The organism is Nostoc sp. FACHB-190, from assembly GCF_014696905.1.
Classification (GTDB): Bacteria; Cyanobacteriota; Cyanobacteriia; order Cyanobacteriales; family Nostocaceae; genus Nostoc_B.
This window is the reverse complement of sequence record NZ_JACJQW010000018.1, coordinates 117717-137978: the sequence shown is the minus strand read 5'-3', so window position 1 is coordinate 137978 and position 20262 is coordinate 117717. Positions and strand designations below refer to the sequence as shown.

The window sequence follows — 20262 nt, the reverse complement described above, 5'->3', positions numbered from 1 at the left end:
TTAAACCCATCCAGCTTGTATCCATTTAACTTTAATGTAGAGCTGGAACAAGACTGATTTACAAAGGTTGTTTGTTAAGAAGGGTTTAGGGGTGTGAGGGTGAAGGGTTTTGAATACATACACCCCTTCACCCCTATACCCATTCACCCTTTCTTTCTTCAATCAGCTAAAGGTAAAACTAAACGACTAACTACCCGATAATCTGGTAACTGATAAAAATCTAGGGTTCCGCCTAACTGTTGTGTGAGTTGTTGACAAATTAGCAGGTGTAAAGCTGGTGGTTGGTTGAGGTAAGAACGGGCTAGTATATCTTTGGGTATTTGATGTTGTAGTGCCGCTAATAAAGGCGGTTCAATCATTCCATGATCTGTAATTGAGATTTCTAGCAATTTTTCTTCTAAGCGACGACACCAAATATCAATTCTGCCGCCACTTTGAGAACGGTTACAAGCGACAATCAATAATTCATATAGTACTAATTCAAATTTAACGATATCGCCTGTAATTGCTAAGGATGAGGGATAACTGGAAGATTGCAATCCTTTGAGGAAGATTCCACTATTACCGGAATCTGTATCTGTCGCTGATTGTCCTAAACCATGCACTCCTGCCCAAAGTTTACGTTGTTTGAGTAAATTATCCACTCGTTCGAGCGATCGCTTCAACAAACTGGCTATGGGCATAGTTTCAGAACTCTGATGCAATTGCCATTGCTCTAGTTTAACTAGGGCTGTCATGGCGGCGGTGTTATGGTCTAATTGCCGCAGTAAGAGTTTATAACGTGTCTGTGTCAGTTCATTACTGGGAATACCCAAGTCTTCAATTTGGCTGAATAACTGTGTGGCAGTGCGTTGAATTTCTTCGAGGCGACGATGTTTGTACCAGTTGAGTTGGCGCAATTCTTGGTTTGATGACTCCAGCAGTTTGGTGATTTGTTGTTGACGACGCGACCATGCTAATTGTGTCACCAAAGTCTCTGTAGCATTCAGACTTTGTTCTGTCCAATAACGTTCTCGGTAATCGGCAACCAAAACTACACCTGTGGGTGCATAATCAGCACTAGTGCGGAGTGCGATCGCTAAAACTTGACCAATGTTCTGCCCATTTAACCATTTTCTGGTTTCTGCTGGTAAATCATCAGCATACACACATACATAATCATCTTTGGCTAATGCCCACTGAATTATCGCTTCTGTGTGAATGGGAACTGGTTGATCGGTCACAACCGCAAATCGACTATCATGAATCACACTCGGAATAATTTCTGCAAAGTTATCCCCCGGCGACCAAGATAACAACACTGCTAACGGAGAATGGAGAACAGTGGCGATTTGTTCTATGGCGGTGCGTTCTAGACGTTCTACACCCGACTCAGTTGTGTCATTTTGGGTTTTTTCGAGAATACGTAAGCATCGCTGAATACTATGGAGAATTTTTTGCTGTTGTTCAACTTCCGCATTTAATTGCCACTGGCGGACAATTACGCCAATTTGTTGACTGACAGCCCACAATAATTCTTTGTCTAAGCTTGCCCAACCCCGATTTGTTTCGTGGGCAATCACTAACAGGGCATTTGGTGTATGCTCTTGAGCGCAGTTACAAACCAACAGCGATCGCATTCCATGTTCTAATAACAAAGGTCGCCAGTTAAAAAACCGCAAATCTTCTTCTACTTTCTGCACTTCTACGGCTGTGGTGGCGGACTTCAACATCTGCTCATCCATATCTTTGAGCGTACTGAAGCTAACTGTCAGGGGACGACGATTTTGGGGTTGGGTTTGAAAAATAATTTGATAACTATTTAAATCAGGGTTGTATTGTAAAAGTAAAAAACGAGTGGCAGCAAAGCGCGTTAAAACTTTAGTGGCACAGGTGCGTAAAGTTGCTTGCAAGTCATCTTCGTGATAAATTGCTTGGGCAACTTGGCTCGTTAATTGGGCATCTTCTTGAATTTGCTTGATAGTAGTATCCATAGTTTCGCTAGGCGCAACTAAAGAAACTAACCCAGCCGCACTTTGAACAAAGTTTTTATCTGCTTCTGTCCAAATGCGTGGTTCATTAGCTTCTACCGCCAGAAAACCCAATAGTTCTTTTTGCCACATAATCGGCGCGGCTAACAGCGATCGCACCTGTAAACGTTCCAACACTTTGGCAGTAAAATGACTTTTTAAAGAACTGCGCTCATCACCAATCAAAACAATTTGATTCACCGACAAAGCATAATAAAATTCACTTAAATCCTGGACTGTCATCCCCGCCGCTAGTTGCTGTTGGCTGTTATTCCGACCAATATTAGCCAGTTGATTACTCATCCGACACCAAAAATAACGCCCTTGGCGCTCAAACCAGTAAATATTTGTCCGGCTAGGCGCAACAAATTGATGTGTTGTTTGGACAACAGCTTTTAGCTTTTGGTCTATATTATTGAGAGTGCGTAAATTTTCTAATAAGTGTAATATCGGCTGATCAAGATGCTTTGTTTGCTGTTGCTGCAAATTCACTTCTTGTTGATAAAGCACTGCTCCCAGTTCGCCCAACACCATTAACAAACGAGCTTTGGCATCTCCTGGTAACAAATATCCCCAACGTTCTGAACCAAATAATAATAAACCTAAAAAACAGTCTCGATAGCGAATAGGTAAAACAACCGTTCCCTGAATATTAAATTTTTTACCAATCTCTTGCCATTCAGCTGCACGAGGTTCCAGCCGCAAATCAGCAACACCCAAGGGACGCTGTTCAATTACTACTTGTTCTAAAAGTCCGCCAGGAGTGAGTGTCACTTGTTTGCGTAAAAATTTAGTGTCACCATCAGGCGCAACTCCACCTTTACCAACTAATGTATGTTTTGGTCGGTCATATAAAGCAATCCAAACCAAGTTGTAGTCAAACTGCTCTTTAATATAAGCAATCGTAGTATCAATCAGAACATCAACATTATCCTCTTCCCTCAAGGTTTGGAGGACACGTCCCAAAGCAATGATTGTATGTTCAGCTGCTATCGGTCTTTGTGGCTGCCCCATTGGATTTTTAGTTGACATCGCTCTTTAATATATAAGATGCCCAGAAAAGCAACCCAAGTTAATCATGTTCAGTGAAAGACTTATCATGAAGACTGCAAGGGGGCAGGGGGCAGGGGGAAAGGGGGAAAACTCATAGATAAAGTTTTCCTATCTAGCCCCATTGCCCACTCCCAATTCCCCTATTCCCGTCTTCACATGGATATTTACCAAATTGCCCTTCGTCCCCTACTGTTCAACCTGCTGAAAACAGATGCAGAGTGGTTACATAAGCAGGCTATCCGCAGTCTAGATTGGTTATCGCAAAATCATCATGCTCCTGCTAGTTTAGTCAATCAGACTTTACACCAGTCTTTGTGTCTGTGCGATCGCCGTCTGGAACAAAATTTGTTTGGGCTAAATTTTCCCAACCCCTTGGGTTTAGCCGCCGGTTTTGATAAAGATGGGGTAGGCGCAAAAATTTGGTCTAACTTTGGTTTTGGCTTCGCTGAGTTGGGAACTGTGACTTTTCACCCCCAACCAGGAAATCCCCAACCAAGGTTATTTCGCCTACCTTTAGATCAAGCTGTCCTGAACCGGATGGGTTTTAATAATCAAGGTGCAGAAATTATGGCTGCTAGGTTAGCAGCACAAAAAGATTTCATTCATACAATACCCATCGGCATAAATTTAGGTAAATCGAAAATCACCCCGTTAGAAGCAGCCGCCGCAGACTACCTCAACAGTTTCCGCTTGCTGAAAGAATTAGGCGATTATTTTGTGGTGAATGTCTCTTCACCCAATACACCAGGATTGCGATCGCTCCAAGATGCCGCTATGCTCAGTTCTATCTTGGACGTACTACAAACAGAAAACAATACACACAAACCAATATTTGTCAAGATAGCACCTGATTTAGAATGGGAAGCGATCGCCGACATTATTAGCTTGGCTAAAACCTACCAATTAGCAGGAATCATTGCCACAAACACCACAATCAGCCGTGATGGCTTGAAAACCCAGCTAATTCACCCAACTGGGAAACCCCCGCGAGATGAAGCTGGCGGAATTAGTGGTGCGCCATTGCGCGATCGCTCCACAGAAATTATCAAGTTTATTTGGCAGCAAACCCAAGGGCAAATTCCCATTATCGGGGTTGGTGGCATATTTTCCGCAGAAGACGCTTGGGAAAAAATCACTGCGGGAGCCAGCCTCATTCAAGTTTATACAGGCTGGATTTATGAAGGCCCCTTGATGGTGCGCCGAATTTTAACTGGTTTGCTGACCAAGTTAGAGCAGAATAAATTAAACTCCATCACAGAAGCGATCGGATTAAAAGTTTGAAGTATTCAGAGTCAGAACTCAGGAGTCAGAATAAATTTTTGATTCTGGATTCTGACTCCTGATTGGATTTCACCCCTAATCATTCATGACTCTTCTAAAGGAAAGAACTCTTTTGTTTTTTCCGAGAAACTCCAAGCAATACCATCAGGATCACGGCTGCGAGTCCATTCGGGAAAATCTGGATCATTACGCCGTTTGTAGACAGTGCTGGAATAAACATTCAACCGTTTCGCCAATTCCGATTGAATCAGTGAACCGAAAACTAACTGTTTTGCTAAATTGGGTTTAACTTCTGTATGAGTTGCTGGCGCTGCTAATTCAACTTCTGGTTCTGCTAATAGTGTTTGAGTTGCTGGCGGTGCTAAAAGCGATCGCGCAGCCGTTGTTACAGGTTGAGCAGACAAAGTTTTGATAGGCTCGCTACTGTCAAGAATATTACCCAAAATACTGGCAGTAATAAAGTAATAAACTTCATTGCCTGAACCAGCATTGACTATACTTGCACCAAACTCTGAAGCTTTGCCATCCAGGTAGCGTTTTGCTGTTGGGCCAGGAAAACTACCCCGCATTGCCAAGTCCATTGGTGTAATTTTGCCCTGGTTTTCCCGAACTAACTGATGGAAAACCGGGTTAACTCGCTGACACCATTGTTGCCATTGATATTGTTGCCAGATATTGAAACCAATAATCAAAACAACCAGCGCCAGCAAAAATCTCCAGGTAGAAACCAGGAAAATTATTAAAAACGATATTGGCAAAAGTAGAACGAGAAAACCTTTCCCGCCACTTTCCATTGTTTTTTCACTCATGCCGATTTTTGCCAAGCGAATTTTTTGGGAAATAATATATTATATTGGCAAAAATTTGGACTGGTTTTTGTATCTTTTGGCAAAATTACGGAAAACTGCGGAAATGCGATCGCTAACTTGCCTCATCTAAAACCCAAACAACCCAAATTTTCGGCAAAAATAGGCAAAATTTTTTTTCCTGATAAAAAAACTCAGCAAAAACAAAAACTTTACATAAACATTAAGAAGTATTTCATCTTATATTCAACAAATCTCAGCGCACTTGACGTTAAAAATATTTATCTCTCACTGGCTCAACCTATTGACGTTTAAAATTACATATACTACATTAATACTACAAGTTGATATTCCCAAAGGAGTTAGCCAAAAACTGTAGCGGATAGCTCAAATACCAGAGCGCCCCCCTTGCCTGCAAAGGCCGACACATCAAGGGTTATCGCAAATAACTTAAACATCCTTGAGACAAAATTCTGGAGGTGCAGGTGAAAATCCTGCTCCGCTACACCCAACAAAGTGCTGAGTTAAAAATAATTCTTATGTGGCGGGTAGCTCAGTGGTAGAGTGCTTTACCCTTATTCACTCTTTGCCTGCAAAGGCCGAAGAATTGAGGGTTATCGATTAGGGTTCGAGAGGTCGCAGGTACCCTTCGGAAAGCCGCCACCGCGTCTACAAATCCTGCCCTGCCACCTTTCATTTTTGCCCGCAAGGGCCGGGAGATGAAACCATGAACTACAACTTCTTTACCAGAAACAAAATCAGCACCCCACAAACTCAACCCATCCCCGGACGGGAAGCCGAGATGATTCAAGGACGTTCCGGTGGCTGGATGTTTGATGCTGGCTTATGGAAGATGCTGCGGCGCTGTCTGTTAGTTGGGACAGCCCAAAGCACCTACTATGCTGGTAAACAAGAATTAACTGAAGACTTTGTAGCGGTTGTCAACCAAGCTGTTGCCGAAAATCCCAGCCGTGTTGCGGAAGAAATTCTCTATGCCAGCGATGGACGAGCTATCAATAACAGCGCACCTATCCTGGCTTTGGTCTTGCTGTCGATGGGTGAAACAAAAGAAGCCAAACAAGCCTTTGCTGAAATCTTCCCTCAAGTTGTCCGCACAGGTAGCCACTTCTACGAATGGCTAAACTACACCAAATCTCTGCGGGGCTTTGGTAAAGTGGTGCGCGAAGCAGGTAAAACTTGGCTATCAAGAGAAGATGTCAAAGGTTTGGCTTATCAACTCTTGAAATATCAACAACGCCAAGGTTTCACCCACCGCGATGCTTTGCGTTTATTCCACGTCAAACCACCTACAGAAAATCACCGTCAATTATTTGAATGGGTTGTCAGAGGTTGGGAGGAATTGCCCACAGAAATTCCCTCGCAAGCATTGGCGCAGATTTGGTGGTATGAATGGCTCAAGCGCAACCCTGAGCAAACCCAGGAAGCCATTTTGCAAGGACGCTTAACCCACGAAATGGCTGCACCCGTCGGCAATATGGACAAAGCTGCTTGGCAGTTGCTATTTCAAGAAATGCCCATCGGTGCAATGTTACGAAACCTCGGTTCACTAACTGAACTGGGCGTATTACGTGCTGATGAAAGCGCCAACTTAGAGCGTGTTGAAGGAGTTCTCAACAATAAAGAACATCTGCGTAAAGGTCGCATTCACCCAATCGATATTTTGAAAGCCCTCAAAACTTACGAGTCTGGGGGAAGACTAGGACGCAGTAAGAAAACTTGGACTCCCGTTCCTCGCATCGTAGACATCTTAGAGAAAGCCGTTGAGTTGTCTTTTGATGTCGTAGAACCCACAGGCAAAGTTTTCATGCACGCTGTAGACGTTTCCGGTTCGATGGGTAGCTTAGTTGCAGACATGGGACTAAGTTGCTGTGAAATAGCCACCACAATGGCACTCGTCACAGCCAAAGCCGAGAAAAACTACATGATTCGCGGCTTTGCTAATGAATTTCGGAACTTAGATATCACTGCTAAAGATAGTTTTAGTTCGGCGGTGCGTAAAGCCAGCAATCAAAACTTCGGCGGTACAGATGCCTCTGTAGCTTATGACTGGATGATGAAAAATAAGTTCAAAGCCGATGTAGTCTGCTTCTGGACTGACTCAGAAAGCTGGGCTGGTTACAAGCATCCTAGCCAAGCCTTGAAGGAGTACCGCAAAAAAATCAATCCCAATGTCAAGGCTGTATACGTCACTCTGACACCATACCGCATCACCTTGGTAGATCCCCAAGATCCACTTTCTTGGGATTTAGCAGGATTTGACCCTGGTACACCTCGCATCATCCAAATGTTAGCGACAGGTGAGTTGTAAAAATTGTGAAGTATGAAGTATAAAATTTCATACTTCATACTTCACACTTCTCGGCGGGTTATCCCTTGTTCACAACTTGCCCTTTGGGACGAAGAATTTAGGGTTATCGGTTAACGTCTCCACCATCTCCGGGGACTAGCGGGTTCAATTCCCGCACCCGCCTTTATACTTGTTTCAATTAAATATTACCCCTATAGGTCTTTGCTAAAATACTCTTAAAAGCAACAATTAGCATAGGATGTCAGCGAAAGATAAATTTCATGATGCAGTTAAAATAGCCCTGCAAAAAGACGGGTGGCTAATTACACATGATCCTCTCCGCATTCGGATTAGTTCTACAACTAAACTATATATAGACTTGGGAGCAGAAAAACTGGTTGCAGCTGAACGCAATGGGCAGAAAATTGCAGTTGAAGTCAAAAGTTTTTTGGGTGCTTCTGCGATGGCTGAATTCCATTTAGCTATAGGGCAGTATATTAACTACCGTTATGCTTTAACTGACTTTGGCTATGAACAAGTTTTATACTTAGCGGTACCGTGGCTCATTTATGATGAGTTTTTGACACAGCCATTTGTGCAGGCAGTCATTCAACGTAGTCAAGTCAATTTATTGATTTTTGATGACGAAAAAGAAGAGGTTGTGCTATGGCAAAGCTAGATATCTATCGAGAGTATATCCAAAGATTACTCAAAGAATATGCAGCGCGAGATTTAGGGGAAGATAATGTAGACGTACAACTGATTTTTGATACTGAACACGACCATTATCAGCTTTTTTATGTTGGTTGGCGTAATCGAAGACGTGTTTATGGCCCGGTCATACATTTAGACATTAAAAATGAAAAGATTTGGCTGCAATGGAATGGTACAGAAGATGATATTGCTGCTGATTTAGTAGAATTGGGTGTACCAAAGCAAGATATTGTTTTAGGGTTTCATTCGCCTTATATGCGTCAGTTTACTGATTATGCTGTGGGTTAAAATATTTATTTTTGAAGTTTAAAAATTCCCTGCCGAATCTTCCAACCAAGGTATAGTCGGTAAGTTTGAATTATCATTTTGTGGTAAAAGATTCGTATCTGGATAAATTGGTAATTTATCCAGTATTGCTAACACTTCTGCGGCTGATTGATAGCGTTGTTTAACATCATCTAATACCGTTTTTTCCAAAATCTCAGCTAGGGCATCGCTGACAATTACTTGATTTCTCCATTGCCATTCGCCATTCTCATTTCTATTCATTTCATGGGGGGCAATTCCGGTTAAGGCGCGAATCCCAATCATCCCGATCGCATAAATATCACTACTGTACTGCGGACGACCAAAGCATTGTTCGCTAGGTGCATAGCCTCTTGTCCCAATACCAATTGTAAAAGGGGCTTGTTCGGAATTTTCTAGTTGTGGAACTGAGACTTCTTTGACTGCACCAAAGTCTATTAAGACGAGTTTGTTATCTGTATGGCGGCGCATGATATTACTGGGTTTAATATCTCGATGAATCACTCCGTTTTCGTGAACAAAGACTAAGATTTGTAATAGTTCTTTGATAATTTCTCTGACTTGAGCTTCTCTTAAACCTTGACCAGATGGTAGTTCTTTAATCAAGGAATGACCTATGACATATTCCTGAACTAAATAAAATTCATCATCTTGTTCAAAATAAGCCAAAAGTTGGGGAATTTGCGGATGATTCCCCAGTTTTTCGAGGGTTTCGGCTTCGGAATGAAATAAACGTCTGGCAAGTTCTAAACTTTTTGCTTGGGTATTGGCTGGTTTTAATTGCTTGACGACACAGCGTGGATAACCAGGACGGTGCATATCTTCAGCGATGTAGGTTTCGCTGAATCCACCAGAACCGAGAACTTTGACAATTTTGTAGCGTCCGGCGAGGATTTTGCCAGATACGGCTAAATCCCTTTTCTGGAGTAAGTCTTGTAAGTCGTTTTGTTGGCTGATAATTTCTTGAACAACGGGAGATGTTTTATATTTCTGAAAGATTACGACTAATTGACGGGTTCGCAATTTTTCTCTAGCAACTTCTATTCCCAGATAAGACAATCCATTGAACGCGATCGCTATCATTGGGATGGCAGTGGGAAAAATTAACTGACCATGTATAAAGCACACATAGCTAATTCCTCCCCAAATACTAGCTGCGGCTAAACTAATCACAAAGCGTTTAATATTGCTCTTGCTTCTATTGGCAATGTAGACGGTAGCGCCAACTAAAATCAGCACAAACAATCCTTGCAATGTTGAACTAGAAATTGCTGGGGCGATCGCTTTATTCTGCATTAAAGTGGCGATCGCATTGGCATGAATTTCAACTCCCGCCATTCTCTGGGGGGGATTCACCGCCGCTACCGGGTGATAATCATTGTTGAGTTTATCTGTAGAGCCAATCAAAACAATTTTGTCTTGAAAAACTCTACCTTGCTGCAAATAGTTCTGCCAATTTGGAGGGTCGAGAACATACCATAAGGGAATTTGCTCAAATGTTCCGGCTGACCCCCAAAAATAAATGCGATCGCCTTTTGGCTGGGGATATTTGACTTGGGCTGCACCTAAAACTGCTTCATCAAAGGCAGGTGCTTTCTCTGTCAACATTCCATTAGCTGCTAACAGCTTGGGAAATTCACTGGCTAATTTATGAACTTTGCCATCTGCTTCTAAGGGGAAATTTACAGAACCAACTGTCACTCCACCAACTTGAAACATCTCTTGGGGTAGCGTCAACTGTGTAAAAGTCCCTTGATGGCTCTCAAAATCCTCATACAGCGCGGCTAAAGTCACTTTGTTGCCATATTTTTTTAAGACGGCTTGCAGTTGGCGATCGTCCTCACTGCCATAGCTACTGGGTGTGTCAAATACTACATCAACTGCCACAGCCCGCGCCCCAGCTTTGACTAATTTTTCGATAATTTGTCCATAAGCAGCCCGTTTAAACGGAAAAGATTTCAGTGGTTCTAGGTAGGCATACTGTTTTGGATCTGAATTATAGTACTGTTCGGGAACTGAAATTGACTGGTCGTCAATTGCCAAAATCACGATATCTGCTGGTGGTGCGATCGTACCCCGCAGTTGAAAAAACGCTGAAAATATCTGACTCTCCATCAAATTCACCCAGCCCACACCAGAAGTAGTCAGCAATGCTGAACCGATGGTAGATACAGCCACTAAAAAGTGACTTAAGCGAGCCACAAGTTTAGACTGTGAAGCTGTCAATGTGACTTTTGTGGGTTTGCCTGAAGCTGTATTGGCAGTAGAGACATTTTTTTTGCTGAAGGTAGATGTAGGTTCTTCTGCCATATCGTGTTAATAATTGGTTTACAGACAAATTGGTTGATTTAGTCTCGTTTCTACTAAAAACATATTGAAATAAAACTTAAATGAAAATCTTATACATTTGTAATCTATCTTCTCTGACTCTGGATAATATGCCAAATCTAAATGGGAAAGGCCTTCAAATCTAAGACAGTCTGAGTTATTTGTTGATTGAGTTTGAGCATTGATGATTACTTGACTGGAGTCAAACCCAGGCAATTCCTACTGTACAGGCTGAGGTTGTGGCAAATTGGTCGCTGAAACTTGATTTCATGATGTAAGGATATAAAGGTGTTGGAGATCGACAATTAATTGTTGATTTCTGAGGTTCCACTCCTGAGTTAAACATCTCCTGTTGTCAGGATATTCATATTCTGCATTGGATAGCGGCCAGACTGTCATCTGTGACGACTCAATGTGAGACTCATAAAAATATTATCCAGGAAGCTGGATTGAAAATGACTCCGGCTGATTGTCTCCAGGTGATATTTGCCAAAAAGTTCCTAATTTTGTTAACAGGAAAACCAATATGTGGATTAATATACTTGAAATCTCTCCTTGAGTTCCCACTTACCTCACATTTCTACATTTGCCAGAACAGATAACTTTACTTCACTCAACTGTATGTATATATGAGCATTAGCCAATATCCTCCTTTCAGACATATACCTTACCTCTTTAGGAGTAAAATTGACAGTTATATCACTAAGAATGCTGTTACTCAGCCAGCTTTATTGGTAGATTTTGATTGTATGACATATTTATATAGTGTTAGAGGTTAAACTATCCCACACCCAGCAGCTTGGGTTGATGTTTGCGTCAAATTTATGCTTTGCAAGAGGTAAGATAAAGGCTATACATGGGAAACTAGTTCCCATCTATTAGCAAATTTATGATTTAAGAGTTGCTATAATCTATTGTTCAATCTAAATTCATTGCTATATTTTAGGTGTAAATTTTTATGGGTTCCCCTATGAATCGTCTGTCTATTTTTGTAGACGGAAATAATATGTTCTATGCTCAACAAAAAAATGGCTGGTTTTTTGACCCTCGGCGAGTATTAGAATATTTCAAACACGAGCAATCAGAGACGACTTTAATTAATGCCTTTTGGTACACGGGCTTAAAAGACCCCCAAGATCAACGAGGTTTCCGAGATGCTCTTATCAGTCTAGGTTACACAGTCCGAACAAAAATTCTCAAAGAATACTATGATGATACTTCCGGCCGCTATTCCCAAAAAGCAAATTTAGATATAGAAATTGTCGTAGATATGTTTAATACTGTAGACCAGTATGACCGGGTAGTTTTATTTAGTGGTGATGGTGATTTTGAACGAGCGATTGAACTATTACGTTCTAAAAATACACATATTACAGTAGTATCTACAGAAGGAATGATTGCGCGAGAGCTGCGTAATGCTACGGACAGATATATAGATTTGAATGATATTAGAGACCAAATAGAAAAAGTGGATGGTCAAGTACCTTAGCAATAATTATTTACAAAAATAAGAGCGAAACAACTAAGGTTACAAATATTTAAAATAAAAGAACTACACCTAAACAAAAAACCAAAAAGATGAATAAACCAGAGCGAATTATCATTTTTGATACGACACTCCGCGATGGCGAACAATGCCCAGGTGCAACGCTGAATATAGATGAAAAGCTGGCGATCGCTAAACAATTAGCCCGCTTAGGCGTAGATGTAATTGAAGCTGGTTTTGCCTTTGCGAGTCCTGGAGATTTTGAAGCAGTCAGTAAAATTGCTCAAACTGTAGGGACAGAAGATGGCCCAATTATTTGTAGTTTAGCTAGAGCCAGACACGACGATATTAAAACAGCCGCAGAAGCAATTAAAGGGGCAGCACGGGGCAGAATTCATACATTTATTGCAACTTCTGATATTCACTTGCAATATAAGTTGAAAAAGACCCGGCCAGAAGTAGTGGCGATCGCCGAAGAAATGGTCGCTTATGCTAAGACTTTTACTGATGATGTGGAATTTTCGCCTGAAGATGCAGGGCGTTCTGATCCAGAGTTTTTGTATCAAGTATTAGAACGGGCGATCGCAGCAGGCGCAACTACAGTTAATATTCCTGATACTGTAGGTTACACAACTCCCAGCGAATTTGGCGCGTTAATTAAGGGCATTAAAGAAAATGTCCCCAACATTGATCAAGCAATTATCTCCGTTCACGGTCATAACGACTTAGGTTTAGCAGTTGCTAACTTTTTAGAAGCAGTCAAAAATGGTGCAAGGCAATTGGAATGCACCATTAATGGTATTGGTGAACGTGCCGGAAATGCGGCCTTAGAAGAATTAGTCATGGCGCTGCATGTCCGTCGTCAATATTTCAATCCCTTCTTAGGTAGACACGTTGATTCCGAAGAACCATTAACAAATATTGACACTCGACAAATTTACAAAACTTCCCGTCAAGTTTCGAGTTTGACAGGAATGTTAGTACAACCCAATAAAGCAATTGTGGGCGCAAATGCCTTTGCCCATGAATCTGGTATCCATCAAGATGGGGTATTAAAAAATAAACTCACCTACGAAATTATGGATGCCCAATTGATTGGTTTAACAGACAATCAAATTGTCTTGGGTAAACATTCCGGTAGAAATGCTTTCCGCACCCGCTTAAAAGAATTGGGCTTTGAATTATCCGAAACCGAATTAAACAAAGCCTTTGTCCGTTTTAAAGAAGTGGCTGATAAAAAGAAAGAAATTTCTGATTGGGACTTGGAAGCAATTGTCAATGATGAAATTCAACAAGCACCCGATTTGTTTAAAGTAGAGTTGGTGCAAGTTTCCTGCGGTAGCAATGCTCGTCCCACAGCTACAGTCACTCTCCGCACTCCAGATGGCGAAGAATTAACTGATGCCGCCATTGGTACTGGCCCAGTTGATGCAGTTTACAAAGCAATTAACCGCGTTGTCAACGTACCCAATCAGTTAATTGAATTTTCTGTACAGTCAGTCACGGCTGGTATTGATGCCATTGGCGAAGTCACAATTCGGCTGCGCTACGAATCAAGAGTATTTTCGGGTCATGCAGCCAACACAGACATCATAGTTGCATCCGCGCAAGCTTATGTTAATGCGTTAAATCGTCTTTACGCATCCTTACAAACAAAGCAACAGCCAGAAGAAGTAACTGCATAGATATATAGGACTTACGCACCAAGATTGTCTGTGGAAGTTGGGTTTAGGGGTGAAAGAGTTCTAGATACATACACCCCTACACCCTTACACCCTAAATCAAGGTTTTTGGAGCATAACGTAAAAAACCTACACCTGTCAGGGATTGGGTGTGGGGGTGAAAGGGTATTAGGATAAAAATAAAGGTTGCGGCCATAGTTATGGTTCTACGTTTGACAGTTCCTCCCTTAGAAAATGGCGATCGCTTGAGTCGCTTTGAATTTGAACGGCGTTACAATGCCATGCCTAAGTTAAAAAAAGCTGAATTAATTGAAGGAACTGTCTACATGGCTTCACCTCTGCGTTTTGAACCCCATGCTGAACCCCACGCCGACTTAATGGGCTGGTTATGGAATTACAAAATTGCAACCCCAGGAGTACGCCTCGGTGATAACCCGACTGTGCGCCTTGATTTAGACAATGAACCCCAACCCGATGCGCTGTTATTGATTGATGCTCAAGCTGGGGGACAATCACGTTTTAGCCAGGATGGTTATATAGAAGGCGCACCAGAATTAATCGCCGAAATTGCCGCCAGTAGTGCCACAGTTGATTTAGGTGACAAAAAGCGTGCTTATCGACGTAATGGCATCAAAGAGTATATTGTCTGGCAAGTCTTTGATCAGCAGATTGATTGGTTCTGCTTGGAAGCAGGAGAATATGTCAATCTGCAACCAAATCCAGCAGGGATATTTCAAAGCCAAGTCTTTCCAGGATTATGGTTAGATAGGTCGGCATTGTTAGCAGGTGATATGCAGCAGGTATTAACTGTATTACAGACAGGGCTGAATTCGCCTGAGCATCAAGCTTTTGTACAACAGTTAACCCAAGCAATGGAATTGAATGGATAAGTAAAAACAATATCACAAGAATTATCAGCAGAATTAAGTGATTTTACGCCCCTACAACGTTCGGCTGACGCTCACGGGGAAGCCCTTAAAGCCTGACAACGCCAGTCGCCTCCAGTTTTGTGAGTAATTTCGGTGTAAGTATTATTCTGCTTGACATAAACTGACAGTCAAGTTTAGATTAAGAAGTGTATATAAGTGTAAATTTAACATTGACTAATAATCGTCTGCTGTGACTTAGCAGGTTGACCATATTCACGACACATTCATAGTTGAGCCACACTACAACAGAGCAACAGATTTCTCTTTTGTCTGTGTAGTCTGTGTTTTGATCAATGCCTTGTGTAAGCATGTTCTTACGTGGTAAATTATAAATAACGAACGTTCGATATAAATAAAATTGCTTGCTCGCCCCTAGAATCCCAAATCCATAATCATTTGACTTATGCCCAAAATTGTTGACCATGACCAATACCGGAAAGAACTTCTCAGCAAATGCTTTGATTTATTTGCTCAAAAAGGTTATGGCTCCGTGACTATGCGGCAGATTGCTCAAGAGATGGGGGTTTCGACAGGGACTTTGTATCACTACTTTTCTAGTAAAGAAGCCTTATTTGAACAATTAGTAGAGGAAATTTCACAGCAAGATGTGAGTGCAGCTTTGGCAGAACTAGAAGGGAAAGAAACTCTGTCAGAAGCAATGACAGCTTTAGGGAAATATCTAGTAAAAAACGAGGATTACTTTATTAAGTGGACATTTGTTTGGGTTGATTTTTGTCAACATCAAGACTCAGAGAAACTGCGACATCAAAGCAGTGTTTTTAAACGTGCTAATCAACGCTATCAGCAAGCTGCTTGTAGATTTTTGGGGGTTCAAGATCAGGTTTTAGCTTCTTTTGTCTTGAGCTTTGTGAATGGATTAATTCTGGAGAAATTATGGGGAGATGAAAGTATTGATTTTGTTGAGCAATGTACGTTGCTGGGAAAAATGTTGACAGTTTATTTGCAACAAAACAGCACGAGTCAGAATTAGTAAATTGAATTTTTAGAGGGGAATATGGGACAAAATCTACTATTGAAATCTGCCAATAAAAAATTACTGGGTTTATTGATTGGGGCTACGGCTATTACTGGGGGAATTGTGGTTTATGGTGTTTCTCAGTTTGGGTTAATTGGACGTACAGCTTCTCAAGAACCAGCGACTGTAACCGCCTCAGTACCAAAGGTTTCAGCTTTAGCCAGACTCGAACCAGAAGCAGAAGTGATTAGCTTATCTGCGCCTTTGGTTTTGGATGGCGATCGCCTCCAGGAAATTCGGGTGCAAGAAGGTGATATTGTCAAACCTGGGCAGATCATCGCCATTTTAGATTCGCGCGATCGCTTAGAAACTGCCGTACTCCAAGCCGAGAAACAAGTGCGTGTCGCCCAAGCCAGACTGGATCAAGTTAAAGCTGGTGCCAAAACTGGGGAAATTCAAGCACAAAGAGCCAACATCGAGCGTTTGCAGGCTCAATCTGTAGGAGATTTTATCGGACAACGGGAAGCGATCGCCCGGATTGAAGCGCAATGGGAAGGCGATCGAATTGCCCAAGCCGCCAGCATTCGGAAACTAGAAGCAGAACTCCGCAACGCCCAATCTGAATATGAACGTTATCAAAAACTATATACCGAAGGCGCAATTTCTAACTCTGCCTTTGACAGTAAACGCTTGATTGTTGAGACAAGCAAACAACAATTAGACGAAGCCAAAGCAGTTTTAGGGCGAATTAACTCCACCGCCAGCAGACAACTAGCAGAAGCGAAAGTTTCTTTAGCGCGAATTAACGCCACTGGGAACAAACAAGTTACCGAAGCCAAAGCCACACTCACCAGTATTGCCGAAGTCCGCCCTGTGGATGTGCAAGCCGCCAGAATGGAAGTTGAAAATGCGATCGCCGCACTCAAACGCGCCCAAACTGACCTACAAGCAGCTTATATTAGAGCGCCAATGACCGGACAAATCCTCAAGATTCACACCAGAGTCGGCGAAAAAATGAGTGAAAATGGCATTGCAGACTTAGCGCAAACCGAACAGATGATTGCAGTCGCCGAAGTTTATCAAACAGACATCGGCAAAGTCAAACTCGGACAAACAGCCACAATCACCAGTCCAGCATTTAACGGCGAGTTGCGCGGTGAAGTTTTCTATGTTGGCTTACAAGTCAATCGCCAAAACGTATTTAGCAACGAACCCGGAGAAAACTTAGATAGCCGAGTTGTAGAAGTCAAAATTCGCCTTAATCCTGAAGATAGTAAAAAAGTTGCAGGTTTAACAAACTTGCAAGTGCAAACAGCAATTGAAATTTAGGGAATAGGGAGTAGGGAATAGGGAATGGGGGAAAGTTACACCAATGACAAATGACAAATAACAAATGACAAATAAAAAATATGAAATTATTCCTCAAAACGCCATTAGCATGGCGGCAATTATTAAAAGAAAGAACTCGCCTCTTAGTAGCAGTCGCAGGTATTACCTTTGCCGATATGCTGATATTTATTCAGATGGGGTTTGAAGGGGCATTGTTTGATGCAGCTATCAAACCACATCGCAGTTTACAGGCAGATTTGGTATTAATTAATCCCCAATTTCAAACCCTGTTTTCTGTTAAAAGCTTTTCCAGAGAGCGACTGTACCAAACATTAGGTTATGAGGGTGTACAGTCGGTAAGCCCAGTTTATATTGGCACTGGACAATGGCGCAATCCCGAAACCAGATTAGAACGTGCCATTTTAGTTTGGGGGATTGATCCAGCAAAATCTGTGTTTAATTTTCCCGAAATTCAAAACAATCTAGACCCGATTAAACAATTAAATCAAGTGCTGTTCGACCAAGCCGGTCGTCCAGAATACGGCGCTGTGGGGGAGATTTTTCAAAAAACAGGCAAATTTGAAACAGAATTGAACAGTAAAAATGTCAGCGTCAAGGGCGTGTTTAGTAATGGTGCGTCTTTTGCGGCTGATGGTAATGTGATTGCCAGTGACTCTACCTTTTTACAAATCTTTCCCCAACGTAAAGCAGAGAGTATTGAAGTTGGGTTAATTACTCTCAAACCCGACGCAGATCCAAAAAAATTACAAGCGCAACTGATTGCCGGATTACCCAAAGATATCAGTGTCTTGACTCCAGAAGAATTTGCCCAAATTGAAAAAGCCTACTGGTCTAGTGGTACAGGTATTGGCTTTATTTTTGGGTTAGGTGTGGGAGTTGGGTTTATTGTTGGTATCGTGATTGTTTACCAAATTCTGTATTCCGATGTTTCTGATCATTTGCCCGAATATGCAACTTTAAAAGCAATGGGCTACACAGATCGCTATTTGTTAGTAGTATTGTTCCAAGAAGCATTATTCCTGGCTTTTTTAGGTTTTATTCCGGCATTTTTCTTGTCTATTGGGCTGTATCAACTAGCCTACACCGCCACTATGTTGCCTATATTTATGAACTCGCAACGAGCAATCACCGTATTTATTTTAACAGTAATTATGTGTACAGGCTCAGGTGCGATCGCTATGCGTAAACTCACTTCTGCTGACCCTGCTGATATTTTCTAATTATCCAAATTTTATGTTACAAGAATCTCTGCCTGTAAATTCTTCCAGCTCACTGGTTAATTTAGAACCTGTAATTACTGTCCATCAATTAAACCATTACTTTGGGGAAGGTAATTTAAAAAAACAGGTTTTATTTGATATTAATTTAGAGATTAATGCTGGTGAAATTGTGATTATGACTGGCCCATCTGGCTCCGGTAAAACCACCTTATTAACATTATTAGGAGGGCTACGTTCTGCCCAAGAAGGCAGTTTAAAAATTTTAGGACAAGAAATTTGCGGCGCTAGTAAACGCAAATTAACTGTACTACGTCGTCAGATTGGCTATATTTTTCAGGCGCATAATTTGATGACATTTCTCACAGCAACAGAAAATGTGCGTATGTCATTAGAATTACATGATGAATACCTGAATGAAAATATGAATGCCAAAGCGATCGCTATGCTAGAAACAGTAGGCTTAGGCGAACGTGTAAACTATTACCCAGAGAAACTGTCTGGCGGACAAAAACAACGGGTAGCGATCGCCCGTGCCTTAGTCAGTCATCCTAAAATTGTCTTAGCAGACGAACCGACAGCTGCACTCGATAAAAAATCTGGACGCGATGTTGTGGAATTAATGCAGAAACTCGCCAAAGAACAAGGCTGTACAATTTTGCTAGTTACCCACGACAACCGGATTTTAGATATCGCCGATCGCATCATTTATATGGAAGATGGAATACTCAAAAGTGATGGTGTAGATGTAGCAACAACAATGCACTAAATTATGAAAAAAGAAAACTAATGACAAATGACCAATGACAATTGACAATTAAAAATTGACAATTGACACTTGACTAAAATGCAAATTAGCAATTTATTTGTTGCTGGTGGCGTGGTGATGTGGCCGCTACTGGGGTTCTCTGTGTTAGCAGTGGCTTTGATTATTGAACGTATTTTATTTTGGATCAGAATTACCCATCGCCAAAATCCTGTTGTCAAAGAAGTACTCAAGCTTTATCGTTCAGATAATGTGGTTGGTGCTTTAAATAAATTACAGCAAAATACAGATTTACCCATCGCCCGAATTTTTCTCGCCGCTTTAGAATTAGAAGAACCAACACCAGAAGAATTTCGTTTGGCGCTAGAAAGTGAAGCACAAGCTGAAATACCCTTACTCAAACGCTTTCAAAACATTTTTGATACGATTATCGGCCTTGCACCATTATTAGGTTTGTTGGGTACAGTTTTAGGCTTAATTACTTCCTTCGCTTCACTAAATATTGGTGATGTCGGTGGTACAACAACAGTAGGTGTGACTGCGGGGATTAGTGAGGCTTTGGTATCCACCGCATCAGGATTAGTCGTGGCTATTTTTACCCTGTTGTTTGCAAATACCTTCCGAGGACTCTACCAGCGTCAACTGGCAAGGATTCAAGAGTATGGTGGACAGTTAGAATTACTCTATCGCCGCCGTTATGAAAGGAGAGATAAATTTTAATGATATTAAAAGTGCTGAGTGCTGAGTGCTGAGTAGAAACTCAGCAACAATGGCAGAGTTAGTCATCACTCAATTCATCAGCGATTTGGTCATCATCAAGGTTAATCACAGGAACTTGTAAACGTCCTAGTTCATACATAAACTGGGGTTTGTTCATATTGCAAAAAGCAGCAGCTTTACCGAGTGAGAGTCTTCGTAACTCAAATAATTTAACAGCAAGCAAAAACCTGAGTTCTGCTTCTAAAGCTTGGGGTGATTTACCAGAGGTAATAAGTAAGTCATCAGGATATTGTAGGGAGAGGGTGTGCATTGTTCCTAACTCGGTTTTTTA

At 41.6% G+C, this 20262-nt stretch carries 17 protein-coding genes and 1 tRNA gene; 14 read left to right on the top strand and 4 right to left on the bottom strand.

Features of this window, described 5'->3' with window-relative positions; genetic code table 11:
• Nucleotides 1-158: 158 nt before the first annotated feature.
• Nucleotides 159-3023, bottom strand: a complete 2865-nt coding sequence (locus H6G28_RS19870; RefSeq protein WP_190673442.1) for a sensor histidine kinase — start codon at nt 3021-3023, stop codon at nt 159-161.
• Between the two features lie 195 nt (nt 3024-3218).
• Between H6G28_RS19870 and H6G28_RS19865 the strand changes: the two genes are divergently transcribed.
• Nucleotides 3219-4343 (top strand): quinone-dependent dihydroorotate dehydrogenase, encoded by a 1125-nt coding sequence (locus H6G28_RS19865; protein WP_190673400.1) that lies wholly within the window; start codon nt 3219-3221, stop codon nt 4341-4343.
• 83 nt (nt 4344-4426) lie between these two features.
• On the opposite strand, the gene H6G28_RS19860 is transcribed toward H6G28_RS19865, so the two are convergent.
• Nucleotides 4427-5152 (bottom strand): hypothetical protein, encoded by a 726-nt coding sequence (locus H6G28_RS19860; RefSeq protein ID WP_190673397.1) that lies wholly within the window; start codon nt 5150-5152, stop codon nt 4427-4429.
• Nucleotides 5153-5176: 24 nt separating this feature from the next.
• On the opposite strand from H6G28_RS19860, the gene H6G28_RS19855 reads away from it, so the two are divergent.
• From H6G28_RS19855 to H6G28_RS19835, 5 genes are all read left to right on the top strand, one after another.
• The gene (locus tag H6G28_RS19855) at nt 5177-5464 is read left to right on the top strand and encodes a hypothetical protein (protein ID WP_190673394.1); all 288 of its coding nucleotides are present in this window, start codon (nt 5177-5179) and stop codon (nt 5462-5464) included.
• A 227-nt stretch (nt 5465-5691) separates the two neighbouring features.
• Nucleotides 5692-5839: transfer RNA gene (locus H6G28_RS19850), tRNA-OTHER, on the top strand.
• Between the two features lie 37 nt (nt 5840-5876).
• Nucleotides 5877-7478 carry a TROVE domain-containing protein gene (locus H6G28_RS19845; protein WP_190673391.1) on the top strand — a complete coding sequence of 534 codons (1602 nt, stop codon included), beginning with the start codon at nt 5877-5879 and terminating at the stop codon, nt 7476-7478.
• Between the two features lie 238 nt (nt 7479-7716).
• Nucleotides 7717-8136, top strand: coding sequence for a XisH family protein (locus H6G28_RS19840; RefSeq protein ID WP_190590803.1), 420 nt, complete (start codon nt 7717-7719; stop codon nt 8134-8136).
• Entirely contained in the window at nt 8124-8459 is a 336-nt protein-coding gene (locus H6G28_RS19835; protein ID WP_190590801.1) for a XisI protein, read from the top strand. Before H6G28_RS19840 ends, H6G28_RS19835 begins: the two co-directional genes overlap by 13 nt.
• 18 nt (nt 8460-8477) lie before the next feature.
• Here the strand turns inward: H6G28_RS19835 and H6G28_RS19830 are convergent, their stop codons facing one another.
• Nucleotides 8478-10787: a CHASE2 domain-containing serine/threonine-protein kinase gene (locus H6G28_RS19830; RefSeq protein ID WP_190673388.1), complete on the bottom strand. Its 2310-nt coding sequence runs from the start codon at nt 10785-10787 to the stop codon at nt 8478-8480.
• 976 nt (nt 10788-11763) lie between these two features.
• Between H6G28_RS19830 and labA the strand changes: the two genes are divergently transcribed.
• From labA to H6G28_RS19790, 8 genes are all read left to right on the top strand, one after another.
• Complete coding sequence (labA, locus tag H6G28_RS19825; protein ID WP_015114631.1) at nt 11764-12294, top strand: low amplitude/bright protein LabA; 531 nt, start codon at nt 11764-11766, stop codon at nt 12292-12294.
• 89 nt (nt 12295-12383) lie between these two features.
• Nucleotides 12384-13976 carry a 2-isopropylmalate synthase gene (locus H6G28_RS19820; protein WP_190590798.1) on the top strand — a complete coding sequence of 531 codons (1593 nt, stop codon included), beginning with the start codon at nt 12384-12386 and terminating at the stop codon, nt 13974-13976.
• Between the two features lie 197 nt (nt 13977-14173).
• Nucleotides 14174-14863 (top strand): Uma2 family endonuclease, encoded by a 690-nt coding sequence (locus H6G28_RS19815; RefSeq protein ID WP_190673385.1) that lies wholly within the window; start codon nt 14174-14176, stop codon nt 14861-14863.
• 442 nt (nt 14864-15305) lie between these two features.
• A complete protein-coding gene (locus tag H6G28_RS19810) occupies nt 15306-15893 on the top strand; it encodes a TetR/AcrR family transcriptional regulator (protein ID WP_190590796.1) in 588 nt (195 codons plus the stop codon).
• A gap of 24 nt (nt 15894-15917) precedes the next feature.
• Nucleotides 15918-17207, top strand: coding sequence for an ABC exporter membrane fusion protein (locus H6G28_RS19805; RefSeq protein ID WP_190590795.1), 1290 nt, complete (start codon nt 15918-15920; stop codon nt 17205-17207).
• A gap of 80 nt (nt 17208-17287) precedes the next feature.
• Nucleotides 17288-18448, top strand: a complete 1161-nt coding sequence (gene devC / locus H6G28_RS19800; protein WP_190673383.1) for an ABC transporter permease DevC — start codon at nt 17288-17290, stop codon at nt 18446-18448.
• A 13-nt stretch (nt 18449-18461) separates the two neighbouring features.
• Complete coding sequence (locus H6G28_RS19795) at nt 18462-19214, top strand: DevA family ABC transporter ATP-binding protein (RefSeq protein ID WP_190673380.1); 753 nt, start codon at nt 18462-18464, stop codon at nt 19212-19214.
• A gap of 78 nt (nt 19215-19292) precedes the next feature.
• Nucleotides 19293-19931, top strand: a complete 639-nt coding sequence (locus H6G28_RS19790) for a MotA/TolQ/ExbB proton channel family protein (protein WP_190673428.1) — start codon at nt 19293-19295, stop codon at nt 19929-19931.
• Between the two features lie 58 nt (nt 19932-19989).
• On the opposite strand, the gene H6G28_RS19785 is transcribed toward H6G28_RS19790, so the two are convergent.
• Nucleotides 19990-20241 (bottom strand): UPF0175 family protein, encoded by a 252-nt coding sequence (locus H6G28_RS19785; RefSeq protein ID WP_190673377.1) that lies wholly within the window; start codon nt 20239-20241, stop codon nt 19990-19992.
• Nucleotides 20242-20262 lie beyond the last annotated feature (21 nt).